Raw genomic sequence first — 24,374 nt, forward strand, 5'->3', positions numbered from 1 at the left:
ATGCGTAAGGCATCGAATAATGGCGCCCGGCAGTCACAGGACGATTTCATGGAAGATCAAGAAGCGGTAAACCTGGCTGCGGATTGGGCCGATATCAGCCAGGGGCTCCGCAAGGATCTTGGCCACCAATTGCACAGCCAGTGGATCAGGCCGATCCAGGTTGGCGGCATCGACAAGGACACGGGCACGCTCGACCTGTTCCTGCCCACCGAATTCAGCGCCAACTGGGTCAAGGATCGCTTTGCCGACCGGCTGAGCCTGGCATGGAAGATTGCCCGCAGCGAAGTGCGCGACGTGCGTATCCAGGTGCATCCGGGCCGCCGCCAGGTCGCCGATCTGCGGCTGCATGCCGATGGCCGCCGTCCGGCCAATGACGGGGCCGACACGTCGATGATGGCAATCGGTGCGGACACGCTGGGCGACACCGGTTTTACCAGCTCGGTCGGTCTCGACCCGAGCCTGACCTTCGCCGCCTTTATCACCGGCGAGGCCAATGTGCTCGCGTTCAACGCGGCGCAGCGCATGGGCGCAACGGAAAAGCCGCAATTCTCGCCGCTCTATCTCAAGGCCGCGACCGGCCAGGGCAAGACGCATCTGCTCCACGCGATCGGCCACAGCTTTTTGCAGGCCCATCCGCGCAGCCGCATTTTCTACTGCAGCGCCGAGCGGTTCATGGTCGAATTCGTCCAGGCGCTCAAAGCCAACCAGATGCTCGAATTCAAAGCCCGCCTGCGCAGCTTCGACCTGCTGCTGGTCGACGACATCCAGTTCATCATCGGCAAGGCTTCGGCGCAGGAAGAGCTGCTTTATACGATCGATGCGCTGCTGGCCGAAGGCAAGCGTCTGGTCTTCGCGGCAGACCGTGCACCGCAGGCACTCGATGGCGTCGAACCGCGCCTGCTGAGCCGTCTCTCGATGGGTCTGGTCGCCGATATCCAGGCGGCCGACATCGAACTCAGGAAGAAAATTCTCACCTCCAAGCTGACGCGTTTCGCGCCGCTCGAGGTGCCCGGCGACGTGCTCGATTTCCTCGCACGAACCATCACGCGCAATATCCGCGAGCTGGTGGGCGGGCTCAACAAGCTGATCGCCTATGCCCAGTTGACGGGTCAGGAAGTCTCGCTCCAACTGGCAGAGGAACAGCTGACCGACATCCTGTCGGCCAATCGCCGCCGGATTACGATCGACGAAATCCAGCGCACGGTCTGCCAGTTCTACCGGATCGACCGCTCAGAAATGAGCAGCAAACGCCGTGCACGCGCCGTGGTCCGCCCGCGCCAGGTAGCAATGTATCTCTCGAAGGTTCTCACGCCGCGCAGCTATCCCGAGATCGGGCGCAAGTTCGGCGGGCGCGACCATTCCACCGTTATCCACGCCGTGCGCCTGATCGAGGACCTGCGCCAGCGCGATGCCGATATGGATGGCGATGTGCGTAGCCTGTTGAGACAGCTCGAAAGCTGAGGGGATAAGTCGGCGGCACGCGCCTGCCGCTCCACACATCGTCCGCCGCCGATCGACAGTTTCTCAACAGAGCTGTCGACAGGCGCGGCGCGAGGCGTCAAGGAGCGCGCATGGTGCAAGACCCCCCTGTTGCGATGCGTCCCTACGTTTCGCTACCCCGTTCCTTTGGCGATGCGCTGTGGCGCGGGACACGCTGCCTGTGCCCGCGCTGCGGCGAGGCAAAGCTGTTTCGCAAATGGCTCAAGCCGCATGACAATTGCCCGGCCTGCGCGCTCGACATTTCGGGCCAGCGAGCGGACGATTTCCCGGCCTATGTTTCGATCTTCGTGACCGGGCATCTGCTCGCGCCGGTGCTGATCCTGCTGGCAGGCGATTATGCGCTGTCGACCGCCGCCGTCCTCGCGATCACTCTCCCGCTTGCCGTGATCTTCATGCTTGTGACGCTGCAACCGGCCAAGGGCGCGGTAATCGCGCTCCAGTGGTGGCACGGCATGCATGGTTTCCGTCAGGAACGCGCGTCGGAGGCTGCCGGGACGGAAGAGATGCCATGACCCTGCCCCCGCCCCTCGACAACGCCCGGCTCGACCGTTTCGCGCGCCATATCGTGCTGCCCGAGATCGGTGGCGCGGGCCAGGTCGCGCTGGCGGGCAGGCATTTGGTGCTGGTGGGACTCGGCGGGATTGGCAGCCCCGCGCTGCAATATCTGGCTGGCGCGGGAATCGGGAAATTGACGCTGGTCGATGACGACCGGGTCGATGTCAGCAACCTCCAGCGCCAGACCCTCTTCAACACCCGCGATATCGGACACGGCAAGGCTGTGGTGGCCAAGCGCTGGGTAACGGGGTTCGACCCCGAGCTGGAAGTGAGCATCAGCGATCGCCGGATCACGACCGACAATGCGCACGACCTGGTCGTCGGGGCGGACCTCGTGCTCGACGGGACCGATAATTTCGCCACCCGTCTCGCCGTCTCCGACGCCTGCGTCGCGGAACGTGTGCCGCTGCTTTCCGCCGCCGTGGGGCGTTTTCAGGGGCAGGTCGGCGCCTTTGTCGGCCATCTGGCAGGCGAGGCGTGCTATCGCTGCTTTGTCGGCGACGCCTTCGATGCGGAAGATTGCGACACCTGTGCCGAAGATGGGATGCTGGGCGCCATGGCCGGATGGGTCGCCACCTTCGCGGCGATGCAGGCGGTACGCATTCTGCTCGATGGGGTCAGCGCGCTTGGCGAAGGCGACTGGGGGCGCGTTCACCTCCTCGAAGGCCTTAAACCCGGCATGCGGAGTTTTACCATTGCGAAGGACCCAGCCTGTACGGGCTGCGGCTCAGCCGGCTAACAGCTCATCGACCCATTGCGGCACGATCCGGGTTGCCGGGCCATGGCGCGATTCGTGGAACCAGCGCGACCCCATGCTGGCTTCGAGATTGAGCTCGAGCGTCCGGACACGCATGGCGCGGGCATCCTGCACGAAGCCGGCCGCGGGATAAACCGCCCCGCTGGTGCCGATGCTCACGAACAGATCGGCCTGCCGCAAGGCGGCCTGGATGCGCCCCATTCCATAGGGCATTTCTCCGAACCAGACGACATCGGGGCGAAGGCTGCGCGCGCCGCAGGCAGGACAAGCAGGCCGATCGATCATCGGCCCGGTCCAGGGCAGGCGCCTGTCGCAGGCCGTACACCACGCCTGGAGATGCGTACCGTGCATATGCACCACCCGGCCGGCCCCGGCGCGTTCGTGCAGATCGTCGACATTCTGCGTGACGATCAGCAGTTCGCCATCCCATTCGGCATCGAGCCGTGCCAGCGCGTCATGCGCGGCGTTGGGTTGCTTGGTCTGGATCGCCTCGCGCCGCATGTCGTAAAAGCGCAGCACCAAGTCGGGATCGCGCGCAAAGCCTTCGGGCGTGGCCACATCCTCGACCTTGTGCTGTTCCCACAACCCGCCCGCATCGCGGAACGTGTCGATTCCGCTCTCTGCCGAGACACCGGCGCCGGTAAGGATGACGATATTGCGAATGTCTGTCATGGAACGCCCATCTGACGGACAGGGTGGCAAGGTCAACAGTGATACAACCTAAGGGCAAATCCGCCTACCGCGCCGACATCGACGGGTTGCGCGCGCTCGCCGTGCTCCCGGTAGTGCTCTATCACGCGGGTATTGCGGGTTTTTCGGGCGGTTTCGTCGGGGTCGACATCTTTTTCGTCATCTCCGGCTTCCTGATTGCGGGGATCATCGCGCGCGAGGTGGACGAAGGGCGGTTCTCGCTCTGGCACTTCTACGAGCGCCGGGCGCGCCGCATTCTCCCCGCGCTGTTCGCGCTCGTCCTGTTCGTGCTGGCGGCCGCCTCGGCCCTGTTCCTGCCGGGCGATTTCGAGGATGTGCCGAAATCGGCCCTCGCTGCGCTGTTCTTCCTCGGCAATCTCTGGTTCTTCAGCCAGACAGGCTATTTTCAGGGCGCGGCGGAGACCATGCCCTTGCTGCACACCTGGTCATTGGGCGTGGAAGAACAGTTCTACATCTTCTTCCCCCTGGGGCTGGTCCTGATCGCGGCGGTGGTTCCGCGGTGGCGCATTGCCATGGTGTGGTTGGCGGCGATGGCGAGTTTCGGATGGGCCTTGGTCACACAAGCCGATCCCGACGGCTTCGCCTTCTACATGCTGCCGCCGCGAGGCTGGGAGCTGCTTGCCGGTTCCCTGCTGGCACTCGGGGCCTTTCCGCCGGTCGCATCCCGGCCCTTGCGAGAGGGGCTCGCCTGGGCCGGGATCGCGCTCATCGTCTTTGCCGTCTTCACGTACGACAGCACCACTATCTTCCCTGGCCTCACCGCCGTCCCGCCGGTTCTGGGCGCTGCCCTGCTGATCCATTGCGCGCCGGGTACCAGCGCGGGGCGTGCGCTGGCCTGGAGGCCGGCAGTCTGGATCGGCCTGATGAGCTACTCGCTTTACCTGTGGCACTGGCCCCTGATCGTTTTCACCGAATATGCGCAGGGGTCGGCGCTTTCCCCCTGGCAATCGGTGCTCGTCATCGCGGTGTCGATCCTGGTGTCCTGGGCAAGCCTCAAATGGATCGAAACGCCCTGGCGCGATGGCCAGCGCCATTCGCGAAAAGGGATTTTCTCCATGAGCGCAGCCGGGTTTGCCGGTCTCGGCACCTTGTGCCTCGCCTTGATCGCCCAGGGGCCGTGGGCGTCGCGCTTTCCGGAAACGGTCGGCCGGATTGCCAGTGGAGCGAAGGATACCAGCCCTCTGCGCGACCAATGTCTCAAAAGCGAATACGCACCTCCCCAGGCCGCCTGCACATTGGGAGCCAATACCGCTCCGGATGCCGTGGTGTGGGGCGATAGTCACGGGGTGGAATTCGCGTGGGTACTGGGAGAACGCGCGGAGCGGGAAGATCGTGCGATCGAACAGCGTACGCTGGGCAGTTGCCCGCCGATCCCGGGCTTCGTCGACGGGAGAAACCGCGATTGCGGAACCTTCAACGATGCCGTCCTGGCCGAAATACTGACCCGCCCGGAAATCACGACCGTCTATTTCGCCGCCTTCTGGGCGGGGATCGAGAGCGGGAGAACGCAGGCCGTGGACCTGCTCGACGCCACGATATCCCGACTGCATGCCGCGGGAAAACAGGTGGTGCTGGTCGGTCCGGTTCCCGCGCAGCCATACGATGTGCCGCGCACCCTTGCCCGTTCGGCCGCCTATGGCACAGCCCTGCCCACCCCCCGCACGTTGGAAGACTATCGCAAGCGGACCGCATGGATCACACACCGCTATGATGAATGGCGGGCGCAAGGTGTCGCTATCGTCGATCCCGCCATCGCCTTGTTCGACGATGGAAACGGTCGTATCGCAATTGCGGACAGACCGCTCTATTTCGACAGCCACCATTTGACCCTTGCGGGCGCACGGCTAGTGCTCGACACAGAACCATTGCCGCACAAAGGGGGACCACATTGGCGCTGATCGGAATAGTCGGTAACGAGGGCGCGATGGGCCAGGCGCTCGCCGAGGTTATCGCGGAAAGCGGCCACACGGTGGCCGGCGGCATAGACAGGGGCGGGGACGTGGCCGGCCTTGCCGATCGAAGCAGCGCGCTGGTCGATTTTTCCGCACCCGCAGCGCTGGAGGCGAACCTTCACGCGGCGATTGGTGCGGGCATTCCCATTGTGATCGGCACGACCGGGCTGGAAGACAGGCATCACACAGCGATCGACGACGCTGCACGGGCGGTTCCGGTTTTGCAGACGGGCAATACGTCGCTTGGCGTGACCCTACTCGCCCATCTGGTGCGCGAGGCGGCATCGCGGCTGGGGCCTGACTGGGATATCGAGATCGTCGAAATGCACCATCGCCGCAAGGTCGACGCCCCAGCGGGACCGCCCTTTTGCTCGGCGAGGCAGCAGCCAAGGGGCGCGGGATCACCCTCGCCGACCATTCCGAGCGCGGGCGCGACGGGCATACCGGCGCGCGGCGGGAAGGCGCGATCGGCTTTGCCGCGCTGCGCGGGGAACGGTGGCGGGCGAACACAGCGTCGTTCTCGCCGGAGAAGAGGAGCGCATCACCCTGTCTCACAGTGCCGAGAACCGCAGCATTTTCGCGCGCGGGGCGGTGCGGGCTGCCGAGTGGCTGATCGGGCGCAGTGCCGGACGCTACACGATGGAAGAAGTCCTGGGCATCTGACACCATGACCCTGCGCGAGCGCCTTCACCAGCAATTGCATATCGGCTCGTGGCCGAACGGCAAGCTCACGGGGCTCAACATCGTGGTGGTCTGGACCATCCTTGCCGCAGTGGGCGTCAGTATCGCGGCGACCGAACCGCTAATCCGCGAGCCTTACAATCGCGAGGTGCTGATCGCCGAACTCATCTTCGGAACGATCTTCCTGCTCGAATATCTGGCGCGCATCTATGCCGCGCCGGAGCGCGAGGGGCCAGGGTCCGACTGGTCCAAGCGCTGGCGGTTCGTGATCTCGCCGATTGGGCTGGTCGATCTGCTGGTGGTAATCGTCAGCCTGGCCCCCTTCTTCATCGCCAATGCCGCTGTGCTGCGTGTGATTCGGCTGCTCAGGATCGTCTCGATCCTCAAATTCAGCCGCTTTTCCGCGGCCATGCGTGAGATTGCGGGCGCGCTGAAGGAACGCAGTTACGATTTGCTGGTCTGCGCGACCCTGGCCTTCGTGCTCGTTTTGCTGGGCGCGGCGGGGCTCTACTGGATCGAGGGGGCGATCCAGCCGCAGGCCTTCGGATCGATCCCCCGCGCCTTGTGGTGGGCGGTGATTACGCTGACCACGGTAGGCTATGGCGATGTCTACCCGATTACCCCCGCCGGACGCCTGATCGGCATGGTGGTGGCGGTGGGCGGCGTGCTGCTGGTAGCGCTGCCGACAGGGATCGTCGCGGCGGCGTTCAGCGACGCGATGCAGCGGCGCCGCGAGGCGATGCGCAAGGCCCTCGAAGAAATCGAAGGAAACAGCAATATCTAGCCCTCTTCCGTTCTTTCATATGCCAAATAGTGTGATAGGCTAGCTTTCATCATTTCCGGGGGGGGAAATACCAGTGAAGAGAGCGATTCTCATTCTATCGGCAATATCCGTGTCGGGCTGTTCGACACTCCAGGGGCGGCCGACGCCGGTTCTTGATATGAACAGCCTCCAATCTACGGCGCAAACCACCTATTCGCCCGACAAGGCGATTAAGAAATACGCCCTGCTGTCCAAGGATCGCAAGCGGTCGTTTCGCGACGAGGTGCTGTTCACCTATCTGGCGGCGATCGATGCGAAATATCGCAATTTCGTGATCGGGCTCACCAGCCAGAACAAGTCGGGCAATGCCCTCGCCTCGTTGTTCGGCCTGTATACCAGCGCCCTGGCTTCCGTGTCGTCGGGCAATCTGGCAACGGCATTCTCGACCAGTTCGACCTTTTTCCAGGGGGCGCAGGGCGCGTTGAACAAGGATCTCTTCTATGAGCAGACATTGCCCGCACTCATCAATCTGATGGAGGCGGAGCGCACACGGGTACGGACCGACATCCTGCGCAAGCTGACGGCCGACCGGACTGCCGACCATGCCATAACCTACGGACTTCCCGAAGCGTTCATGGATATCGGCCGGTATGAGGATGCGGCCTCGGTTGAAAAAGCCGTCGCGACCCTGGCAAAACAAGCCGCCCAGGATTTGGCGGCGGCCGAAAAAGAGGAAGAGGATGCAGAGCAACTCAGGAGCGGGCTAATCGATAAAGCCGAAAACTCCACAATCGATGACCCGGTTCCGCTGGATGGGACAGAGGTCGAGACCGATCCTACTCCCCCCGTGCCAGATCCCGAGGCGCAGTGACCAAAGACCAGATTTTCGAGTTTTTCCGGCGGCTGGCGGAGGACAATCCCTCGCCCGAGACCGAGCTGGAATATGGCAATTGCTACCAGCTCGTGGTGGCCGTGGCGCTCTCGGCGCAGGCGACCGATGTCGGCGTGAACAAGGCCACGCGCGCGCTGTTCCGCGAGGTCGAGACGCCGCAAGGAATGCTGGAATTGGGTGAAGAGGGGCTCAAGAAGCACATCAAGACGATCGGCCTGTTCAACTCCAAGGCCAAGAACGTGATCGCGCTGAGCCAGTTGCTGGTCGACGAATATGGCGGCGAAGTTCCCGACACGCGCGAGGATCTGGTCCGCCTGCCCGGCGTGGGCCGCAAGACCGCCAATGTCGTGCTCAATTGCTGGTTCGGGCAGGAGACCTTCGCGGTCGACACGCATATCCTGCGCGTGGGAAATCGCACCGGCCTCGCCAAGGGCAAGACGCCCGAGCAGGTCGAGGCCAAGCTCGAAAAGCGCGTGCCGCAGCCCTTCCGCCTCGGCGCGCATCACTGGCTGATCCTGCACGGGCGGTACGTGTGCAAAGCGCGTACGCCCGAGTGCTGGCGGTGCCCGGTGGTGGATTTGTGCAGCTACCGGAAGAAGGTGCTGGAGAAGCCGAAGGGGCGTTAGTCGAGCTTTGCGACAATGTCTGAGATAGCTGGGTTGGTGTAGAGTACGATTGGATCAGCATCACCGTCCTTGGGCCGTCGGAATTCTCCCGCGTCGAATGCCTCATATACCTCCCAGAACAGTGGAGGCCACTCCCCGTCCGCCACCTGCTGATGCCGTGTTATCAAAATCCCTTCGAGGTCATTTGCTAGTGAGTCGCCGAATTTGTAGCTCACCGCCCCGTTATCATATTTCCGGGCAAGTTCTGCGCCAACTATATCGAGGGCTTTTAGCCACGTAGTCCCTAACTCAGTGGCCCACCGGTCGAGATCGTGATCATTGGCAAACGTATATCCCTCTTCGTCACAACGCGCCGCGAGTTCTTTGAAAATGCCAGCAAGAATCTGCGTAGCTTGAGCGGTCATACGGACGACACCTTAAACATCGTCCGCCGACACCATCTCTCTGGTATCGATCTCGCCCGTCATCACCGCCACCGTCGTCGCCACGGCGGCATCGCCGCTGACATTGGTGGTTGTGCGCATCATGTCCATGATCCGGTCCACACCGGCAACAAAGGCGATCGTTTCCAGCGGCACGCCGACCGCGCCGAACACCAGCGCCATCATGATGAGGCCCGCGCCCGGAATGCCCGCCGCGCCGACCGCGCCCAGTGTGGCGAGGATCGAGATGAGGAAATAGTCGCCCATCGACAGGTCGACCCCGAAGATCTGCGCGCCGAACAGCGTGGCAAGGCCGAGATACATCGCCGTGCCGTTCATGTTGATCGTCGCCCCCAGCGCGATGACGAAGCTCGCCACCGAGTTCGACACGCCGAGATTGCGTTCCGCGCAGCGCAACGTCACCGGCAGCGTCGCATTGGAGCTGGCGGTCGAATAGCTCACCGCCATCGCATCCACGATGCCGCGGAAGAAATCGCGCACCGGCAGGCGCGCCAGGAACTTTATCATGCTGCCATAGATCAGCACGATGATCAGCAGGCAGCCGAGGTAATTGAGGCCGACCAGCTTGGCGAGGCTTACCAGCGCATCCATGCCCAGCGTCCCCGCCACCCAGGCCATCAGCGCGAAGACGCCGAAAGGCGTGAGTTCCATCACCAGCATGGTGACTTTCTGCATGATGACCGCGCCGCTATCGAACACCTTCTGAACCGGCTCGCCGTCCTTGCCCGCCATCAATATGCCGATCCCGATGAGGAGCGAGAAAACGATCAGCGGGAGCACTGCCACATCCGCCATCACCTGCACCGGGCTTTCGGGCACGATGGACAGGATCATGTCGACCGCGGTGGTCTCCTGCGGTTCGGGGGTCGCGCCCTTCTGGATCGCGCTGGTATCGACGCCCGCACCCGGCGCGACGAAAGTGCCGAGCCCCAGCCCCAACCATACCGCGATCTGCCCGGTAACGATGAACAGCAGCATCGCCCTGCCCCGACCGCGCCCAGCTTGCGCAGATCGCCGATGGCGGCAACGCCCGCGACCAGGCTGAAGAAGATCAGCGGCACCACCAGCATCTTGATCGACTTGATGAAGAAATCGCCGATCCACTTGATGCTTTCCGCTTCCGGCCCCAGGCCCAGCCGGTGAGCACACCGAGGATGAGCGCGGTCAGCACGCGCTGCCACAGCGGAATTTCGAACCAGGTCTTCAGCATGCGGTGTCCTCTCCCATCGTTGCGGACAGGGCTACGCAATGAGGCGGTTGAAGGAAAGCTCCAACTCAGCCTCCCCCACAGCCGTCACCCCGGCCCCGAGCCGGGGTCCCGCATCTTTTTGAATTCGGGTCCAAGTCGCAAGTCAGCACGACCCCGGATCAAGTCCGGGGTGACGTGGAATTATACGGCGAGGGCGGCACGGGCCACGCGCGCATAGATGCGGCTCAACACTTCGAGGTCTTCCACAGCCACCGCCTCGTCGCGCTTATGCATGGTTGCGTTGCACAGGCCGAATTCGATCACCGGGCAGACGGCGCGCAGGAAGCGCGCATCGGAGGTGCCGCCGGTGGTCGAGGGCTCGGGATCGATCCCCGTCTCGGCCTTTACGGCTGCGGCGATGATGTCGGAGAATTCGCCCGGCGGGGTGAGGAAAGGCTCACCCGAAATGATCGGCTTGGCGACGCCCCCATGCTTCTCTGCGATCGCGCCCACCTTTTCCGACAACGACGCGCCCGAATGCCGGTCGTTGAAGCGGATCGATATCCGCGCCTCGGCCTTCGCGGGGATGACGTTGTGCGCCATGTTGCCCACTTCCAGATCGGTGATCTCGAGGTTGGAAGGCTGGAACCAGTCGGTCCCCTCGTCGAGCACCAATGCGTCCAGTTCGGCCAGCATGGCGACCAGCTTGGGAATCGGATTTTCCGCCAGGTGCGGATAGGCGACATGGCCCTGCGTGCCCTCGACCTCGAGCCAGATATTGACCGAGCCGCGCCGCCCGATCTTCATCATGTCGCCGAGCCGGTTCACCGAGGTCGGTTCGCCGACCAGGCACAAATCGGGCTGGTGGCCGTGTTCGCGCATGAAATCGATCAGCGCGCGCGTGCCGTGCAGCGCGGGGCCTTCCTCGTCGCCGGTGATGATGAAGCTGATCGTCCCGGCATCGGCAGGTACCTTCGCCACCGCATCGACCATGCAGGCGATCGATCCCTTCATGTCGACCGCGCCGCGTCCGTAAAGCAGTTCGCCGCGCTGTTCCGGCTCGAAGGGCTCGCTCGCCCATCCGCTGCCCGGAGGGACGACATCGACGTGGCCGGCAAAGGCGAAATGCTTCGAACCGGGGGGACCGCGGCGGATCGCGAAGAGATTCTCGACCGCTTCTTCGGGCGAACCTTCCTCGCCCTCACCACGTTTGAACCGCGTCACCTCGAAGCCAAGCGGAGCGAGCATCGCCTCCATCGCATCGAATACCGGGCCTGTTGCCGGGGTAACGCTGGGCGCGGCGATCAGCCGCTTGGCGAGGTCGAGAACTTCGGTCATCCTTGTCCCGCTAGCAGGAGTGCACGACAATGCCCAAGCTCGATCTCGATGCCATCCCCCAAACCAATGCCACGGGGTATCCCGCGCCCTTCGACGCCGATGTCGCGGGCCGCTGGTATCGCCGTCTCGCACCCGTTGCCGGCCTGACGCGGATGGGGGCGAGCCATGTCGTGCTCAAGCCGGGCGCCTATTCCTCGCAGCGACACTGGCACCGCCTCGAAGACGAGCTGCTGGTGATGATCGCAGGCGAGGCAATACTGATCGAGAACGAGGGCGAGGCCATTGTGCGTCCCGGCGATGTGCTCGCCTGGGCGGCGGGGGTCGAGAACGGCCACCGGCTTCACAACCGGTCGGACGCGGACTGCATCTTCGTGGCGGTCAGCGCGGGCGACAAGGACCGCGATTCGGGCGAATATCCCGATATCGACATGGTCTTCGATCCCGACGGTTACGCGCGCAAGGATGGCACGCGTTACCCGACCAAGCGTATCCCCTGAGATCGCTAGTCGCCTCCGCGCGGTGGGGCGCGGAAAGGGCGAACGCCGCCCTCCGATGCCGGGGCGGAACCCAGCGCCTGGTCGAGCAAATCGGCCATGCGCAGTCCGGCCTGCTGCACGCGGCGGCGCAGCGCGGGCAGTTGCGCCACGATGTCTTCCTGCGTCAGCGCGGTCTTGCCGGGCAGGTCCCCCGCGCACGGATCGTCCGTATCGAAGGCGGTGGGGTAGACCAGCTCGCGCGCGAGCTGCCAGCTTTCACGTCCCCAGTCGGCGGGGGTGCCGCCCGCCAGCGCGGCGCGTTCGGCCCTGTCGTAGCGGCGCACCATCGCCGACTGCGCGGAGGTTATCGCGCGTTCGGCCATCGGGCCGTCCCAGATCCAGTGCAGGTTGAGCGAGGGCACGATGCCGTAATCGGTCTCGCGGTCGTTGCCGCCGCGATCGTCCTTGTCGCCCGAATGCAGCGGCATGTGGATGTCGCCGGTGAAATGGACCAGCCACGCCAGCGCCTCGAGCCGCACATTGTCGGGCAGGTTGCGCCGCGAAAGCACGGTCATCGCGCGCTCGATCTGACCGTTGACGCAGGCCCCGCCAGGGCAATTGGCGAAGGCGGAATACTCCTCGCAGATCGGCGCGGTCTTGTAGTGCCACTGCGCGGTATAGCCCCAGCGGTCGCGATCGCGGCGTACGCAATCGGCCCAGACCGAAGCGTCGGCAAGGCTGTGGAGAGCGCAATCGGGTGTGCCCAGCAGCGGGGCCGCCTCGAGCAATCGCGCGATCTCGGCGCGCGTTTCGGGGCGCACGTTCTCCAGCGCGATATCGGCGGTCACCGTATGCGCAAAAAAGCCCCAGGCCTGCGCCTGAACCGGAACCATCAGCGCGGCCAGAGCCGCGAGTGCGCTCAGGCAATGGTTTCGTATTGTTCGATGACCCATTCTTCGCTTTCCGATGCGGTGATCCAGGCTTCCATCCACTCATGCTCCCACACGGCCTGCATATAGGCGGCGGCGAAACCGGGGACCGGGATCTGGTAGCTGATGAACCGTGACACTACCGGGGCGAAATAGACATCCGCCGCACCGAACGTGCCGAACAGGAACGGCCCGCCATTGCCGAAGCGGCTGCGCGCTTCCGCCCACAGGCCGAGAATGCGCAATATGTCGGCTTTGCAGGCTTCGCTCGGCTCGAACCCGTCGAAGCGTTTGCGTACATTCATCGGGCATTCGCTGCGCAGGGCGGCATAAGAGGAGTGCATTTCCGCGACCATGGATCGTGCCATGCCGCGCGCGACATCGTCCTTGGGCCAGAAGCGATCGCGCCCCACCTTGTCGGCGAGATATTCGAGGATGGCGAGGCTGTCCCACACCACTGCTTCGTCGTCCCACAGGATCGGGACCTTGCCGCTCGAGGGCTGTGTGCCGCCATCACCCGATTTCATGGCGTCCCACATCTCGCCGAACATGGGGACGGTGATTTCCTCGAAGGACAGGCCCGACTGCTTGGCCGCCAGCCAGCCGCGCAGGCTCCAGCTCGAATAGTTCTTGTTACCGACGATCAGTTTCATGCGTGTATCCCACCTTGCGTGGCGCGGCGGTAAAGGTTCAGCTTGGCAGTGTCGAGGCTGAACAGGCAGGGTGACAGTAGGTGACACCCCTGTCCGGTAAATCCTACATGTTATACGTTTGTTTTATCTGCATATTTTGCGAGCAGGGTGACACGTTGGGCCAGTTTTGCGTCGCGCCGTGCGGTGCCGATTGGCGAGCGGGCTGGCGGATGGACTGTTCCATGCCGACCGCCGTGTAGGAAAGCGAAAACCTCTATCGACCTTCCCGCGCAGGCGGATATCCGGATAAGGTCTGCGGCAAGCGAATTGGTTTCCAATCGGCGCAGGGTATGCCAGCAAGCGTCCTTATCCAGACCCCTGCCCGCCGCAACGCCGAGGGAGTAGAAATGCCGCTTCGACCCTTCCACCTCGCCTTTCCCGTCGACGACCTTGCCGCCGCCCGCCGCTTCTACGGCGAGACGATGGGCTGCGCGGAGGGGCGCTCATCGGAGGAATGGATCGATTTCGACTTTTACGGCCACCAGATCGTCGCGCATCTGGCCAAGGGTCAGGCAGGAGACCGGGCCAGCAACCATGTCGATGGCCACGGCGTCCCGGTGCCGCATTTCGGCATCGTCCTGACGATGGCGGACTGGCAGGCGCTGGCCGATCGGCTGACGGCGGCAGGGGTGGACTTCGCGATCGCACCGACGATCCGCTTCAAGGACCAGCCCGGCGAACAGGCAACGATGTTCTTCCGCGACCCCAGCGGCAACGCGCTGGAAATGAAGGCGTTTGCCGACGACGCGATGCTGTTTGCGAGTTAGTTCGTAGTCCCATTTCCCGTCATTGCGAGGAGCCGCAGGCGACGCGGCAATCCAGGGCGAAAACTCGCCAGAGCCGCGACCCCGGTGAATTTCGCAAGGGTCCGGCCATGGATTGCTTCGCTGCGCTCGCAATGACCCGAACGGGGTTCGGGGTTCAGACGCCAGCATCCCCCAGCACCGCAGCCCGTAGCTCGCCGATGCCCATACCCTTTTCCGCGCTGGTGACGTGCACCTCGGGATAGGCGGCGACGTGTTTGCGGGCTTCGGCTTCGGTGGCCTCGATCACCTTGGCGAGTTCGCTGGCCTTTATCTTGTCGGCCTTGGTCAGCACGACGCGGTAGCCCACGGCCGCCTCGTCGAGCATCTTCATCATCTCGCGGTCGACATCCTTGGGGCCGTGGCGCCCGTCGACCAGAACCAGCGTGCGGGCGAGTACCGGGCGGCCGCGCAGATAGGTCTTCACCAGCGCCTTCCACTTCTCGACCACTTTCACCGGCGCCTTGGCGAAGCCGTAGCCGGGCATGTCGACGAGGCGGAACAGCGTCGGATCGCCGATCTCGAAGAAATTGAGTTCCTGCGTCCGGCCCGGTGTCACCGAGGCGCGCGCGATCGCCTTGCGTCCGGTGAGCGCATTCAGCAGCGAGCTCTTGCCGACATTCGACCGTCCGCAAAAAGCGATTTCGGGCACGGTCGGTTCGGGCAGGAACTTCAATTGCGGGGCCGAGAGGAGGAAATCCACCCGGCCCGAGAACAGCTTGTTCGCCCGCCGTTCGAGCGCGGCCCGTTCGGCGGCTTCCTGTTCGGTCACGATCCCGCCTTGGCCGCCTCGGCAGCCTTCTTGGCCTTTTCCTCCTCGATCGCGGCCCTCAGTTGCGGGTGCTTGGAGTAAAGGTATTTCTGCTGCGCGACCGTCAAGATGTTGGAGGTCACCCAGTACAGCAACAGCCCGGCGGCAAACGGTGCCATCACGAACATCAGGATCCACGGCATGATGTCGAAAATCTTCTGCTGCATCGGGTCCATCTGGCTGGGGTTCAGCTTGAAAGTCAGCCACATGGTGAAGCCGAGCAGCACGGCCAGCACGCCGAGGCCGAAGATAATCATCAGGAACTGCGGCACCTCGATCCCCACCAGCGACAGCGCATTGGCGAGATTTGCCGGATCCGGCGCGGAGAGGTCCTCGATCCACAGGAACTGGCGGTGGCGCATCTCGATCGCGAGATAGAGCACCTTGTAGAGCGCGAAGAACACCGGGATCTGGAGCAACATCGGCAGGCAGCCCGCGACCGGGTTCACCTTCTCCTTCTTGTAAAGCTCCATGATCTCCTGTTGCTGCTTCTGCTTGTCGTCCTTGTACTTCTCCTGAATGGCCTTCATTTTCGGCTGGATCGCCTTCATTTCGGCCATCGAGGCAAAGCCCTTCTGCGCGATCGGGAACATCAGCCCGCGCACGATGAAGGTCAGGCCGATGATGGCTATGCCGAAATTGCCCACCGCATCGTAGATCATGCGCAGCAGCCACAGCATCGGCTTTTCGAACCAGCGGAACCAGCCCCAGTCGATCGCGAGGCCGAATTTCTGCAGGCCCGCATCTTCATAGCTGTCCAGCACCACGCTTTCCTTCGCGCCCGCATAGAGGCGCGACGAGACGGTAAGGGCGCTGCCCGCCGGGACGGTGGTCGCATCATAGATCATGTCGGCGCGATAGGTCTCGTTGCCCATCGCGCGGAATGTCGTCTCGGGCGCAGTGTCGTCCTGCGGGACCAAAGCGGCGAGCCAGTAAATGTCGGTAAAGCCGACCCAGCTCGTGCGCCCCTCGGGCGATACGCGCTGGTCTTCGTCGATATCCTCGTAATCGATATCGTATTCGGCGGTGTCGCCAAACACCCCGATCGGGCCGGAATGGGCGATCCACAAATCCTCGCTGGCCGTGCGGCTGGTGCGATTGACCAGGCCGAAGGGCTGCACGACCACGGGATTTCCGCCGGTATTCGCCACCGACTGTTCGGCGGTGACCATATATTGGTCGTCGATCGAATAGCGGATGGAGAAGATCAGGCCTTCGCCATTGTCATGCGTGAGCGTGATCGGCGTCTTTGCGGTCAGCACCTTGCCATCGGTCTGCCACAGCGTCTGCGGCCCGGGCACTTTGAGGTTCGAGCCGACCCAGCCGAACTGGGCGAATTGCTGCGCGGGCGTACCATTCGGAGAGAAGACGCGAACCGGCTCGCTGTCGTTCTTGGTGGTCTCGTTGTAGCCCTTGAGCACGACGTCATCGATTACACCGCCGCGCAGGTTGATCGAGCCGGCCACGCGCGGGGCATCGATCCGCACACGATCGGGGCTGGCGAGCGCGACCTTGAGGTCGGCCACTTCCTGCGCCCGCATCGCCGGATCGACAAGCCCGCCAGTGCGCGAATGCTTGGTGGCCGCGGCCTGGCTCGCCTGCTCGGTCGGTGTATCCGCCCGGTCTTCGACCAGAGCCTGTTCGGGCTGCGGATAGAGATAGTCCATCGCCGAAGTCCATCCCAGCAGCAGCAGGAAGGAGAGCGCAATGGCGAGGATCAGGTTACGCTGGTTGTCCAAGGTCGGTCCCGTCTTTGTCCGGTCGAAATATGAATGTGGGGAGGTGTCTTAGCTTGTCAAGACAGCGCTAAGGCACCGGATCGTGGCCGTGCCCCCCCCAAGGATTGCAGCGCAATATACGCTTCAATGCCATCCATCCACCCTTGATCGCGCCGTATTTTCCCAAGGCCTCGATCGCATATTGGCTGCATGAAGGGTGATAGCGGCAGGTGGGCGGCAGGATGCGGCTGGGGCCGAGCTGCCACAGCCGGGCAATCCAGATCAGCGGATACTTCATGCGCGCCTGCTCCGCCGGCGACGAGGCGCGCGCGCGCGGTCGCCCCTGCCTTGTGCAGCGCGAGCGAGCGCGACGGCAAGCTCTTCGCCAAGGGCGGCGTAATCGCGTTCCACCCCGCCTTCGCGCCCGATCAGGATATGATCGTGATCGGGCAGCCCCTGTTCGGGCAGCGCAGCCCACAGCAGCTCGCGAAAGCGCCGCTTCATCCGGTTGCGCACAACGGCGTTGCCGATCTTCTTGGTCACGGTGATGCCGTAGCGCTTGCCCTGCCCGTCATTGGGCCGGGTGAGCAAGACGAAGCCGGGCCGCGCCACCCGCAGTCCGCGATTCGCCGCGAGAAAATCGCTGCGCTTGCGGATGACGGAAAGATTCGGATGCATGGACGTCAGATACGCGAACGGGCTCCCGGAGGGGAGCCCGCTGGCTGGTCGTGACAATCGCCGCGCTCGAAAGCGCGGCGTTTCACATCACGCGCAGAGGTTCTTGCGGCCACGAGCGCGACGCGCACGCAGGACCTTGCGGCCACCCGGGGTAGCCTTGCGCGCAAAGAAGCCGTGGCGACGGGCGCGCACGAGGTTCGAGGGCTGGAATGTCCGCTTCATCGGATCGTCCTTACAAAAGAATTTGGTTGGCTGCCGGCCCGAACGATTCGCACCAACAAAAAGGGCCGCTTGTTCAAGCGACCGCCTACAGGGCCGCGCGCCTAAGCGAAACCGGCCCCGAGGTCAAGTCCAACCCTGCGTCAGGAAAAGGTGACATTGGCATAGGCCAGCGTCGGGGCGGGCCGGGCAGGTTTGCGTTGCGCGGGGCTCTTGGCCTGTTGCACCCGTCCCGTCCAGCGGCGCATGTCGCTCGCATCCAGCCACAACGCCCGGCGGTGCGGCACCGAATTGGTGAATTCGTAAAAGGCGCGGGCCTGGTCGGAACTCATGCCCATTTCCCGGTAATAGTCGAGATATTGGCGATTCTCCGGCGCATCCATCGCGAAATCGTCCGCCTCGCGGCCGTGGACATCCATCCAGCTATGCACCGCGAATTCGGCACCGCGCGCAATATCGCGCTCGACACCGGCGAAGAACAGCTCGACCGCACCCGAACGGACCGAACCGATCGCCGGAACATGCGTGACCAGGCCTGCTTCGCGAATCATCCGGCCGACCTTGAGATTGGCACGATCATCGCGCGTGCCCGGACATTCGACCATATCGAGCTGTTCGAGCCCGGGGAAGTCGCGCATCATCGCCCGGAAAAAGCCCGGCGTGCGGGCATCGGTTTCGCCCACCAGCGCCACGCGGCGGTCGTCGATGACGCGGAACGGGCCGTATTGCGCAAGCCCGCGATTGTAATTGCGCAAGCGGCGGTCGATGAAGGCCGGCGCCTTCCACGCCGGCAACGCGGCAGGCTGGTATGTCTGAGGACGAACGGCGGCAAGGTTCTGCCGTTCCGCACGCGGCTGCACCATGGGGCGGACCTGTGCCGCCGGAGCGATTGCCTTGCCCTGATGGGTCGATTGGACCACCGGGCTCGATACATAGACGACCGGCAGGCTGACCAAGGCCAGCGATTGCGCGGATACCGGCGCTGCAAAGAGCGTGGCGAAGGCGGAAAGCAGGATTGCGGCTATTCGGAACATGGCAAATTTTTGCCGCTCGCCCGCTTTCCAGCCGCTCAAGAGGTATGGTTAACCTGCTGTTGACCATATTCCTTTGGGCCATGGTGGACGTGGTTAACCCTCGACAATCCGGGGGTTTCACGTCATCGGTTACGTACGAACACGGTGTGGGGGTTAACGCTGGTCGCTCTGGTCAAAACGGTGGCCTATCTGGGCCTGGAAGCGCGCGGCGTGGAAGTGCAGTGCTCGGTTGCGCCCGGCCTGCCCAAGTTCAACATCGTCGGTCTGGCGGACAAGGCGGTGGGCGAAAGCAAGGAGCGCGTGCGCGCCGCGCTGGCCAGCATGGGCCTCGCGCTGCCGCCCAAGCGGATCACGATCAACCTTTCGCCGGCCGATCTGCCCAAGGAAGGTTCGCATTACGACTTGCCGATCGCGCTGGCGCTGCTCGCGGCGATGGGCGTGACCGATGCCGAGCAATTGGGGGACTGGATCGCCGTGGGCGAACTGGCGCTCGATGCGCGGATCGTGCCCTCGCCCGGCGTGCTGCTCGCGGCGATCCATGCGAGCAAGGCGGAAGTCGGGCTGATCTGCCCCAGGGCACAGGGGAGCGAAGCGCGCTGGGCCAGCGAGGTGCCGGTCTGCGCCGCGCCCGATCTGGCCAGCCTGCTGAACCATCTCAAGGGCACGCAGCACCTGCCCGATCCGAAACCCGGCGCGGTCGAAAGCGAACCGGGCGGCGCCGATCTCAAACAGGTCAAAGGGCAGGAAACCGCCAAGCGCGCGCTCGAAATCGCGGCCGCGGGCGGGCACAATCTGTTGATGATCGGCCCGCCGGGCGCGGGCAAATCGCTGCTGGCGAGCTGTCTGCCCGGCATCCTCCCCCCGCTTTCGCCTGCCGAGGCGCTGGAGGTTTCGATGGTGCAATCGGTTGCCGGGACGCTGGAGGAAGGCCGGATCAGCAGCACCCGCCCGTTTCGCGCGCCGCACCATTCGGCCAGCATGGCAGCGCTGACCGGCGGGGGGCTACGGGTGAAGCCGGGCGAAGTCAGCCTGGCGCATCTGGGCGTGCTGTTTCTCGACGAATTGCCCGAATTCCAGCGCGCGGTGCTCGATTCGCTGCGCCAGCCGCTCGAAACGGGCAAGGTCGATGTCGCGCGCGCCAATGCGCACGTCACCTTTCCCGCCGATGTTCAATTGGTGGCTGCGATGAATCCGTGCCGGTGCGGCCATCTGGGCGATCCGGCGCTCGCCTGCAGCCGGGCGCCGCGCTGCGCCGCCGATTATCAGGGCAAGGTTTCGGGGCCGATGCTCGACCGGATCGATCTCCATGTCGAAGTCGATCCGGTCAGCGCCGCCGACCTTGCCCTGCCCCCGCCCGCCGAGGGCAGCGATCAGGTCGCCGCGCGCGTCATGGCTGCCCGCCAGCGCCAGACCGCCCGCACCGAGACGACCGGCGCGCGCACCAATGCCGGACTGGACGGGGATGCGCTGGAAGAATTCGCCGGGCCGGACGAGGCCGGTCGTGCGCTGCTGATGCAAGCCGCCACCGCCATGCGGCTGTCGGCGCGCAGCTATACCCGCATGCTACGTGTCGCGCGGACGATCGCAGACCTGGCGGGGGCGGAAAAGGTAGGTCGGATTCACATTGCGGAGGCCTTGAGTTATAGACGGCAACCGCCGCGCGCTTAAACCCTTAGGCTGATATGGGGTGGGAAGCGGATGGTCTGCTGTTGCCTGACCTAATAGCTGTCGCAGACGTGAGCGCGGTGACCGTTCGTGGACCGGCTTACATTCTCACGCCGGTCGTCCGCGGCGTTAGCTCCGTATCAAGCATCATTCTGGTGATCTGCCGAATGAGACAGAGCTACTCCTATGCCCCTTGTCGAGATTTTCCGCGTAAGTTTGAATCGTATTGGCGGTGACGCCTCCGAAAGCAATCATGTTCATTTGATTGATGCTGCACGCAACCTCATCACGGCTGATTTTTTGCCATCCTGGCCCAGGATGATCTGAAAACCGATCAATAAATGGAGTGGAAACAGACCCCTTAAAATCTTCGTTGGCGAAACTGTAGGAACCACTGACAAGCCAAGAGTCAAAGCTAGCTCTGAAGATTCTGAATCTGCCATCGAGGCTCACTGTAACCGAGCCATACCCACGGAAATCCTCTAAGTTGAGCGACACACTCCAGTCATCAGGCACTGCAATTCCAAGTTTGGAAACGTCCGGCCGCTCTTGATCGTATCGTTCAACCAAGTGCTCCGCGACCGTGCGCACAGCCCCATCTAAATCCAACTTAGTCGCCATAAGATCGGCCATTCTGCCAACTGATGGAATTCCCCCGCCGAAGCTACGTAAGCGGTGTTGCTCGCGACAGTACAGTGCTTGGAACTTCAAAACGGAAGGAAGGTCAGGTGCCTGTTCGAAATATAGACGGCAGCAGGAAATTCCAAGGCGTTCCGCTTTTTCCAATGCCGGTTTGGTAAAGCCAGAAAAGGAATAGAGGATGCCCATTCCAGCGTTCGATGAAAGCAACTCGCCTCTAAACGCATCGATATCTTGTTGACTGAGTTTTGCCTTCTTTCGCTTGCAGCTCACAAGAATCTTGATCGGGATATGTCCGCCAAACCGCGTCTCTATCCAGACGTCACGCTGGCGGGAATGTCCCGTATCGCCGTCGGGTTGCTTGAGATCATGTATGACGCGAGATGCCGGGTCTAGTGTCTGAAGGAACTGCGCAACGGCTATTTCGAATTCGCGCCAACCCAGACGCCGGTTATGTTGAAGTTTGCTCATCTGCGCCCCTGCGCGTCACCAGTACCGGCCAGTCCCCAACGGTCTAATACTGGTCCATATGCTGTGTCCAATCGATCGGCAGATGATGGGAGTCGAATTTGATGTCGGGAACGTCTGCAATCGCTTCGTTAGCGGACAGTCAGAGCTGGCCGAGGCGACTCGATAGGTTGGGACGGATTACTGGCAGACAGCGGCGCTGCTAGGGGAGTCTTCAGTGCGCTTCTGTGGAGGTCCGCATCAAATCCGTGACCGCTGCCCGCCGCGCAGTCCTCCAGCGATCCACCGAGGCTCAGTCCGCTTCGCTCAGGTCGAGATTGAGCTTGACGGTTTCGTGTTCGTGCTCGCCCTCGAACTTCTTCAGGAAATCCTCGATCGGAACCTGCTGGCCCTTGTCGACCAGCGGACTGGCACTGGCCATTTCGGCGGTTCTCATCTCGTCGGGTGTCATGCGCACATGGACATAGGGCACCCAGACCTCGCCATATTCGGCCTGCTGATACCACACATCCAGAATATCGTAGGAAGCCCACTGGCCGGTCGGCTCGCGAAGCCGGATGCCCTCGCCGATGCGCGGCACCGCCATCGCCTTGATACGATGCACATTCTGGTGCGTCTCGTTCTGGACTTCGATTTCTATCACAGGGGCAGGTCCGGCTCTGCTACATGGATTCGCGGCTGCTGCGCGTTCTGCCAACGACATGTTGAGATCGTTTTAACGATGACGTCACGATGGCACGGAGCCGTTCTGTCGCATCGTGGCCTCGGTGCCGCTTGTCAGGAGACCGCAAATCGCCCATGCCGCGATGCGTGGGGCAAGCATCGAAGACCGGCGGCTGCCGGTGAACGCCAAGGCACGAGCGCGAATGTATCGTCCAATCCGGGCCGTGCCCGCCAATCCGATCGCTTCGCTACGCCGACGATATGCCGATTTGCGCCCCGATCTGCGCGAGCGACTGCCTGCGATTGCGCTTACCCTAGCATTCGAATTACTGCTCGTTCTGGCACTGCTGTCGCTGGGGTCGGTAAAGCGCGAAGTGGCCGAGATGCGCGACTCGCTGGTCGCCTTCACCGCCCCGAACACCGAGGAGGATGAGGCGGAGGAACCGGCGGCAGACACCCCCCGCCCGAGCGAAGCCGTGCAGAGCCAGCCCGATTTGCAGTCCAGCCCGGAACCGGTAGCGGACCGACCGCACACGCCACCGGCCCCAGCGCCGCGCCCGATCTTGCGGAGTGATTTCTCGCTCGAAAGCCTGCCGCAGGCCACCTCGCCCGCGCAGACGCCAAGCCGCAGAGCTACGGTCCCGCCTTTACCCCTTCGCCTGGTGACACCCCGCGAGTTTCCGGGAGCGGCCCGAACGGCGAGCCGCTCTATGCCGCACGCTGGTATCGGCGCCCTATGACGACGAGCTGGCAGGCTATCTATCGACCGCGCGAGGACCTGGCTGGGGGTTGATCGATTGCCGAACCGTGGCCGATTTTCGGGTCGAGGACTGCGTGGTTGTCGGCGAATCGCCCCAAGGCTCGGGGATCGGCAAGGCGGTGCAGGCGGCCGCCTGGCAGTTCAAGGTGCGCCCGCCACAACGTGCAGGACGGCCGATGGTCGGTGAATGGGTGCGGATCAGGATTTTCTACGAGATCGAGCCGGGCGCAGCGGCACGGCTGCGATTCGGACACTGAACCGGCTTCAGGCGGCGCTCTGCGCCTTGCGCGCGATGGCTATGTCGACCACGGCGCCACGATCGAGCATGGCGCCGATTTCCGCCCTACTACCATCAGCGCGGATACCGAGTTTGGCGCGCTCGACCAGATGCAGATCTGTCGGGCCGAGAATGCGACCGTCGTGGCTCAGGATCGACGTGGGGCCGATGGGGAGCCGATCGCGCTCGTCGACAAGGACGGGATTCTCGACCACTTCCGCACCGTATTTCTGGCCCCACTGACGCAACGCGACCATGGCGGGCAGCAGATCCAGCCCCTTGTCGGTCAGCCGGTATTCGATCTTGCGCTTGTCGTCCGCGCAGGGATCGCGGCGCAGAATTCCGTGTTCGACCAGCTTCGCGAGACGATTCGAGAGGATATTGCGCGCAATCCCAAGCTCGCTGAGGAATTCCTCGAAGTGGTGGAGCCCGTTGAAGCTGGCGCGCAGGATCATGAAGGACCATCGCTCCCCCATGACTTCGAGAGCCTGCGGCAGGCCGCATTCGGTCAGTTCACGGAGCGGTTCGCGGATGTCACCCATAAAAATCAGTCCTCTTCAGACAACCTATCTAGCGCAAAAACCGGTTTTGCCAAATTTTTCGAAAAAATGGTTGCACTGCACAATAGACGATCATAAGTAGCTATTCGCAACGGGTTGCTTTTTGAAACTCAATTGCAAGAACCTCAACCCCCTTGAAAAAATTGCAACCAGGTAAGGACCCCCATGACCTCCATGTCCCCCCGGAAGGCGAAATTCGGCGCCCTTGCCGCCGCCTTCGCCTACACTTCGCTGGCTCTGGGCGCCACTATCGCCCCTACCGCCGTCCAGGCGCGTTCGAGCGCACCTTTCTACACCGCCGAACTGGCCCAGCCGGTTGCCCAGCGCACCACCACTGTCGCCGCCGGCGTCGCGTGGAATTGCCAGGGCACGACCTGCGTCGCGCAGAAAGCCAATTCGCGTCCGCTTCGCGTCTGCCGCGAACTCCAGCGCGAACATGGCGAAATCGCTGCATTCACCGTCCGGAACGAGGCGCTCGACGCCGACAAGCTGGCGAAATGTAACGGCTGAACCGTCTCCATCCCCGCCCCCTCCAGAGGGTGGCCGACTTGAGGGTCCCGGCGAGCGATCGCCGG

27 protein-coding genes and 2 pseudogenes are annotated in these 24,374 nt (G+C 63.4%); 14 read left to right on the top strand and 15 right to left on the bottom strand.

Features of this window, described 5'->3' with window-relative positions; all coding sequences use genetic code 11:
* From dnaA to DVR09_RS00015, 3 genes are all read left to right on the top strand, one after another.
* Complete coding sequence (dnaA, locus tag DVR09_RS00005; RefSeq protein WP_115415119.1) at nucleotides 1-1,461, top strand: chromosomal replication initiator protein DnaA; 1,461 nt, start codon at nucleotides 1-3, stop codon at nucleotides 1,459-1,461.
* 110 nt (nucleotides 1,462-1,571) lie between these two features.
* On the top strand, nucleotides 1,572-2,012 hold the full coding sequence (locus DVR09_RS00010; protein ID WP_234041484.1) for a DUF983 domain-containing protein: 441 nt from the start codon (nucleotides 1,572-1,574) through the stop codon (nucleotides 2,010-2,012).
* The gene (locus tag DVR09_RS00015) at nucleotides 2,009-2,794 is read left to right on the top strand and encodes a HesA/MoeB/ThiF family protein (protein ID WP_115415121.1); all 786 of its coding nucleotides are present in this window, start codon (nucleotides 2,009-2,011) and stop codon (nucleotides 2,792-2,794) included. The genes DVR09_RS00010 and DVR09_RS00015 overlap by 4 nt, the downstream gene beginning before the upstream one ends.
* On the opposite strand, the gene DVR09_RS00020 is transcribed toward DVR09_RS00015, so the two are convergent.
* Nucleotides 2,783-3,484 carry an NAD-dependent deacylase gene (locus DVR09_RS00020; RefSeq protein ID WP_115415122.1) on the bottom strand — a complete coding sequence of 234 codons (702 nt, stop codon included), beginning with the start codon at nucleotides 3,482-3,484 and terminating at the stop codon, nucleotides 2,783-2,785. The two genes, DVR09_RS00015 and DVR09_RS00020, sit on opposite strands and share 12 nt — an antisense overlap.
* A gap of 38 nt (nucleotides 3,485-3,522) precedes the next feature.
* Between DVR09_RS00020 and DVR09_RS00025 the strand changes: the two genes are divergently transcribed.
* From DVR09_RS00025 to nth, 5 genes and pseudogenes are all read left to right on the top strand, one after another.
* A complete protein-coding gene (locus DVR09_RS00025; RefSeq protein ID WP_234041485.1) occupies nucleotides 3,523-5,421 on the top strand; it encodes an acyltransferase family protein in 1,899 nt (632 codons plus the stop codon).
* Nucleotides 5,412-6,138, top strand: a pseudogene (gene dapB, locus DVR09_RS00030) (4-hydroxy-tetrahydrodipicolinate reductase). The gene DVR09_RS00025 and the pseudogene dapB overlap by 10 nt, the downstream one beginning before the upstream one ends.
* A 4-nt stretch (nucleotides 6,139-6,142) precedes the next feature.
* Entirely contained in the window at nucleotides 6,143-6,940 is a 798-nt protein-coding gene (locus tag DVR09_RS00035) for an ion transporter (RefSeq protein WP_115415123.1), read from the top strand.
* Between the two features lie 157 nt (nucleotides 6,941-7,097).
* Nucleotides 7,098-7,790 (top strand): hypothetical protein, encoded by a 693-nt coding sequence (locus DVR09_RS00040; protein WP_115415124.1) that lies wholly within the window; start codon nucleotides 7,098-7,100, stop codon nucleotides 7,788-7,790.
* Complete coding sequence (nth, locus tag DVR09_RS00045; protein ID WP_115415125.1) at nucleotides 7,787-8,437, top strand: endonuclease III; 651 nt, start codon at nucleotides 7,787-7,789, stop codon at nucleotides 8,435-8,437. The genes DVR09_RS00040 and nth overlap by 4 nt, the downstream gene beginning before the upstream one ends.
* Here nth and DVR09_RS00050 read toward each other — a convergent pair.
* The 3 genes and pseudogenes from DVR09_RS00050 to dapE form a co-directional block, all read right to left on the bottom strand.
* A complete protein-coding gene (locus DVR09_RS00050) occupies nucleotides 8,434-8,841 on the bottom strand; it encodes a hypothetical protein (protein WP_115415126.1) in 408 nt (135 codons plus the stop codon). The genes nth and DVR09_RS00050 overlap by 4 nt on opposite strands.
* A 12-nt stretch (nucleotides 8,842-8,853) precedes the next feature.
* Nucleotides 8,854-10,090: pseudogene (locus DVR09_RS00055) on the bottom strand (dicarboxylate/amino acid:cation symporter).
* A 180-nt stretch (nucleotides 10,091-10,270) separates the two neighbouring features.
* Nucleotides 10,271-11,407, bottom strand: coding sequence for a succinyl-diaminopimelate desuccinylase (gene dapE / locus DVR09_RS00060; protein WP_115415127.1), 1,137 nt, complete (start codon nucleotides 11,405-11,407; stop codon nucleotides 10,271-10,273).
* A gap of 29 nt (nucleotides 11,408-11,436) precedes the next feature.
* Between dapE and DVR09_RS00065 the strand changes: the two genes are divergently transcribed.
* Nucleotides 11,437-11,904: a cupin domain-containing protein gene (locus tag DVR09_RS00065; RefSeq protein WP_115415128.1), complete on the top strand. Its 468-nt coding sequence runs from the start codon at nucleotides 11,437-11,439 to the stop codon at nucleotides 11,902-11,904.
* Between the two features lie 5 nt (nucleotides 11,905-11,909).
* Here the strand turns inward: DVR09_RS00065 and DVR09_RS00070 are convergent, their stop codons facing one another.
* The gene (locus tag DVR09_RS00070) at nucleotides 11,910-12,836 is read right to left on the bottom strand and encodes a S1/P1 nuclease (protein WP_115415129.1); all 927 of its coding nucleotides are present in this window, start codon (nucleotides 12,834-12,836) and stop codon (nucleotides 11,910-11,912) included.
* Entirely contained in the window at nucleotides 12,803-13,465 is a 663-nt protein-coding gene (locus DVR09_RS00075; RefSeq protein ID WP_115415130.1) for a glutathione S-transferase family protein, read from the bottom strand. The genes DVR09_RS00070 and DVR09_RS00075 overlap by 34 nt, the downstream gene beginning before the upstream one ends.
* A 386-nt stretch (nucleotides 13,466-13,851) precedes the next feature.
* On the opposite strand from DVR09_RS00075, the gene DVR09_RS00080 reads away from it, so the two are divergent.
* The gene (locus tag DVR09_RS00080) at nucleotides 13,852-14,271 is read left to right on the top strand and encodes a VOC family protein (RefSeq protein WP_115415131.1); all 420 of its coding nucleotides are present in this window, start codon (nucleotides 13,852-13,854) and stop codon (nucleotides 14,269-14,271) included.
* 154 nt (nucleotides 14,272-14,425) lie between these two features.
* Here DVR09_RS00080 and yihA read toward each other — a convergent pair whose 3' ends face one another.
* From yihA to DVR09_RS00110, 6 genes are all read right to left on the bottom strand, one after another.
* Nucleotides 14,426-15,079, bottom strand: coding sequence for a ribosome biogenesis GTP-binding protein YihA/YsxC (gene yihA / locus DVR09_RS00085; RefSeq protein WP_115415132.1), 654 nt, complete (start codon nucleotides 15,077-15,079; stop codon nucleotides 14,426-14,428).
* A complete protein-coding gene (gene yidC / locus DVR09_RS00090) occupies nucleotides 15,076-16,857 on the bottom strand; it encodes a membrane protein insertase YidC (RefSeq protein WP_115415133.1) in 1,782 nt (593 codons plus the stop codon). Before yidC ends, yihA begins: the two co-directional genes overlap by 4 nt.
* Before the next feature lie 67 nt (nucleotides 16,858-16,924).
* Entirely contained in the window at nucleotides 16,925-17,134 is a 210-nt protein-coding gene (gene yidD, locus DVR09_RS00095) for a membrane protein insertion efficiency factor YidD (RefSeq protein ID WP_115415134.1), read from the bottom strand.
* Nucleotides 17,131-17,514, bottom strand: coding sequence for a ribonuclease P protein component (rnpA, locus tag DVR09_RS00100; protein WP_115415135.1), 384 nt, complete (start codon nucleotides 17,512-17,514; stop codon nucleotides 17,131-17,133). Before rnpA ends, yidD begins: the two co-directional genes overlap by 4 nt.
* 87 nt (nucleotides 17,515-17,601) lie before the next feature.
* A complete protein-coding gene (rpmH, locus tag DVR09_RS00105) occupies nucleotides 17,602-17,736 on the bottom strand; it encodes a 50S ribosomal protein L34 (protein WP_006833929.1) in 135 nt (44 codons plus the stop codon).
* Nucleotides 17,737-17,876: 140 nt separating this feature from the next.
* Complete coding sequence (locus tag DVR09_RS00110; protein WP_115415136.1) at nucleotides 17,877-18,767, bottom strand: alpha/beta hydrolase; 891 nt, start codon at nucleotides 18,765-18,767, stop codon at nucleotides 17,877-17,879.
* 159 nt (nucleotides 18,768-18,926) lie between these two features.
* Between DVR09_RS00110 and DVR09_RS00115 the strand changes: the two genes are divergently transcribed.
* Nucleotides 18,927-20,435, top strand: a complete 1,509-nt coding sequence (locus tag DVR09_RS00115; RefSeq protein WP_115417692.1) for a YifB family Mg chelatase-like AAA ATPase — start codon at nucleotides 18,927-18,929, stop codon at nucleotides 20,433-20,435.
* A 144-nt stretch (nucleotides 20,436-20,579) separates the two neighbouring features.
* On the opposite strand, the gene DVR09_RS00120 is transcribed toward DVR09_RS00115, so the two are convergent.
* Both DVR09_RS00120 and DVR09_RS17475 read right to left on the bottom strand, forming a co-directional pair.
* Nucleotides 20,580-21,542 carry a restriction endonuclease gene (locus DVR09_RS00120; protein WP_115415137.1) on the bottom strand — a complete coding sequence of 321 codons (963 nt, stop codon included), beginning with the start codon at nucleotides 21,540-21,542 and terminating at the stop codon, nucleotides 20,580-20,582.
* Nucleotides 21,543-21,831: 289 nt separating this feature from the next.
* On the bottom strand, nucleotides 21,832-22,182 hold the full coding sequence (locus DVR09_RS17475) for a hypothetical protein (RefSeq protein WP_234041486.1): 351 nt from the start codon (nucleotides 22,180-22,182) through the stop codon (nucleotides 21,832-21,834).
* A 223-nt stretch (nucleotides 22,183-22,405) separates the two neighbouring features.
* On the opposite strand from DVR09_RS17475, the gene DVR09_RS00130 reads away from it, so the two are divergent.
* Both DVR09_RS00130 and DVR09_RS00135 read left to right on the top strand, forming a co-directional pair.
* On the top strand, nucleotides 22,406-22,942 hold the full coding sequence (locus tag DVR09_RS00130; RefSeq protein WP_162814789.1) for a hypothetical protein: 537 nt from the start codon (nucleotides 22,406-22,408) through the stop codon (nucleotides 22,940-22,942).
* Nucleotides 22,943-23,009: 67 nt separating this feature from the next.
* Nucleotides 23,010-23,219 (top strand): hypothetical protein, encoded by a 210-nt coding sequence (locus DVR09_RS00135; RefSeq protein WP_162814790.1) that lies wholly within the window; start codon nucleotides 23,010-23,012, stop codon nucleotides 23,217-23,219.
* Nucleotides 23,220-23,226: 7 nt separating this feature from the next.
* Here DVR09_RS00135 and DVR09_RS00140 read toward each other — a convergent pair whose 3' ends face one another.
* The gene (locus tag DVR09_RS00140) at nucleotides 23,227-23,781 is read right to left on the bottom strand and encodes a winged helix-turn-helix transcriptional regulator (protein ID WP_115415140.1); all 555 of its coding nucleotides are present in this window, start codon (nucleotides 23,779-23,781) and stop codon (nucleotides 23,227-23,229) included.
* Nucleotides 23,782-23,964: 183 nt separating this feature from the next.
* Here DVR09_RS00140 and DVR09_RS00145 point away from each other — a divergent pair, with 183 nt between their 5' ends.
* The gene (locus DVR09_RS00145) at nucleotides 23,965-24,309 is read left to right on the top strand and encodes a DUF8200 family protein (protein ID WP_115415141.1); all 345 of its coding nucleotides are present in this window, start codon (nucleotides 23,965-23,967) and stop codon (nucleotides 24,307-24,309) included.
* Nucleotides 24,310-24,374: the final 65 nt, after the last annotated feature.

It is taken from the genome of Erythrobacter aureus, assembly GCF_003355455.1.
GTDB classification, from domain to species: Bacteria; Pseudomonadota; Alphaproteobacteria; order Sphingomonadales; family Sphingomonadaceae; genus Qipengyuania; species Qipengyuania aurea.

What these genes read in the sequence shown, in the direction of transcription:
- DVR09_RS00040 (WP_115415124.1), top strand. Translation starts at nt 7,098, where the DNA reads ATGAACAGCCTCCAATCTACGGCGCAAACCACCTATTCGCCCGACAAG.
- dnaA (WP_115415119.1), top strand. Translation starts at nt 1, where the DNA reads ATGCGTAAGGCATCGAATAATGGCGCCCGGCAGTCACAGGACGATTTC.
- DVR09_RS00080 (WP_115415131.1), top strand. Translation starts at nt 13,852, where the DNA reads ATGCCGCTTCGACCCTTCCACCTCGCCTTTCCCGTCGACGACCTTGCC.
- DVR09_RS00020 (WP_115415122.1), bottom strand. Translation starts at nt 3,484, where the DNA reads ATGACAGACATTCGCAATATCGTCATCCTTACCGGCGCCGGTGTCTCG.
- rpmH (WP_006833929.1), bottom strand. Translation starts at nt 17,736, where the DNA reads ATGAAGCGGACATTCCAGCCCTCGAACCTCGTGCGCGCCCGTCGCCAC.
- DVR09_RS00050 (WP_115415126.1), bottom strand. Translation starts at nt 8,841, where the DNA reads ATGACCGCTCAAGCTACGCAGATTCTTGCTGGCATTTTCAAAGAACTC.
- yidD (WP_115415134.1), bottom strand. Translation starts at nt 17,134, where the DNA reads ATGAAGTATCCGCTGATCTGGATTGCCCGGCTGTGGCAGCTCGGCCCC.
- dapE (WP_115415127.1), bottom strand. Translation starts at nt 11,407, where the DNA reads ATGACCGAAGTTCTCGACCTCGCCAAGCGGCTGATCGCCGCGCCCAGC.
- DVR09_RS00065 (WP_115415128.1), top strand. Translation starts at nt 11,437, where the DNA reads ATGCCCAAGCTCGATCTCGATGCCATCCCCCAAACCAATGCCACGGGG.
- DVR09_RS00140 (WP_115415140.1), bottom strand. Translation starts at nt 23,781, where the DNA reads ATGGGTGACATCCGCGAACCGCTCCGTGAACTGACCGAATGCGGCCTG.
- DVR09_RS00145 (WP_115415141.1), top strand. Translation starts at nt 23,965, where the DNA reads ATGACCTCCATGTCCCCCCGGAAGGCGAAATTCGGCGCCCTTGCCGCC.
- DVR09_RS00070 (WP_115415129.1), bottom strand. Translation starts at nt 12,836, where the DNA reads ATGGGTCATCGAACAATACGAAACCATTGCCTGAGCGCACTCGCGGCT.
- DVR09_RS00110 (WP_115415136.1), bottom strand. Translation starts at nt 18,767, where the DNA reads ATGTTCCGAATAGCCGCAATCCTGCTTTCCGCCTTCGCCACGCTCTTT.
- DVR09_RS00035 (WP_115415123.1), top strand. Translation starts at nt 6,143, where the DNA reads ATGACCCTGCGCGAGCGCCTTCACCAGCAATTGCATATCGGCTCGTGG.
- DVR09_RS00120 (WP_115415137.1), bottom strand. Translation starts at nt 21,542, where the DNA reads ATGAGCAAACTTCAACATAACCGGCGTCTGGGTTGGCGCGAATTCGAA.
- DVR09_RS00010 (WP_234041484.1), top strand. Translation starts at nt 1,572, where the DNA reads ATGGTGCAAGACCCCCCTGTTGCGATGCGTCCCTACGTTTCGCTACCC.
- DVR09_RS00015 (WP_115415121.1), top strand. Translation starts at nt 2,009, where the DNA reads ATGACCCTGCCCCCGCCCCTCGACAACGCCCGGCTCGACCGTTTCGCG.
- DVR09_RS00130 (WP_162814789.1), top strand. Translation starts at nt 22,406, where the DNA reads ATGTATCGTCCAATCCGGGCCGTGCCCGCCAATCCGATCGCTTCGCTA.
- DVR09_RS00075 (WP_115415130.1), bottom strand. Translation starts at nt 13,465, where the DNA reads ATGAAACTGATCGTCGGTAACAAGAACTATTCGAGCTGGAGCCTGCGC.
- rnpA (WP_115415135.1), bottom strand. Translation starts at nt 17,514, where the DNA reads ATGCATCCGAATCTTTCCGTCATCCGCAAGCGCAGCGATTTTCTCGCG.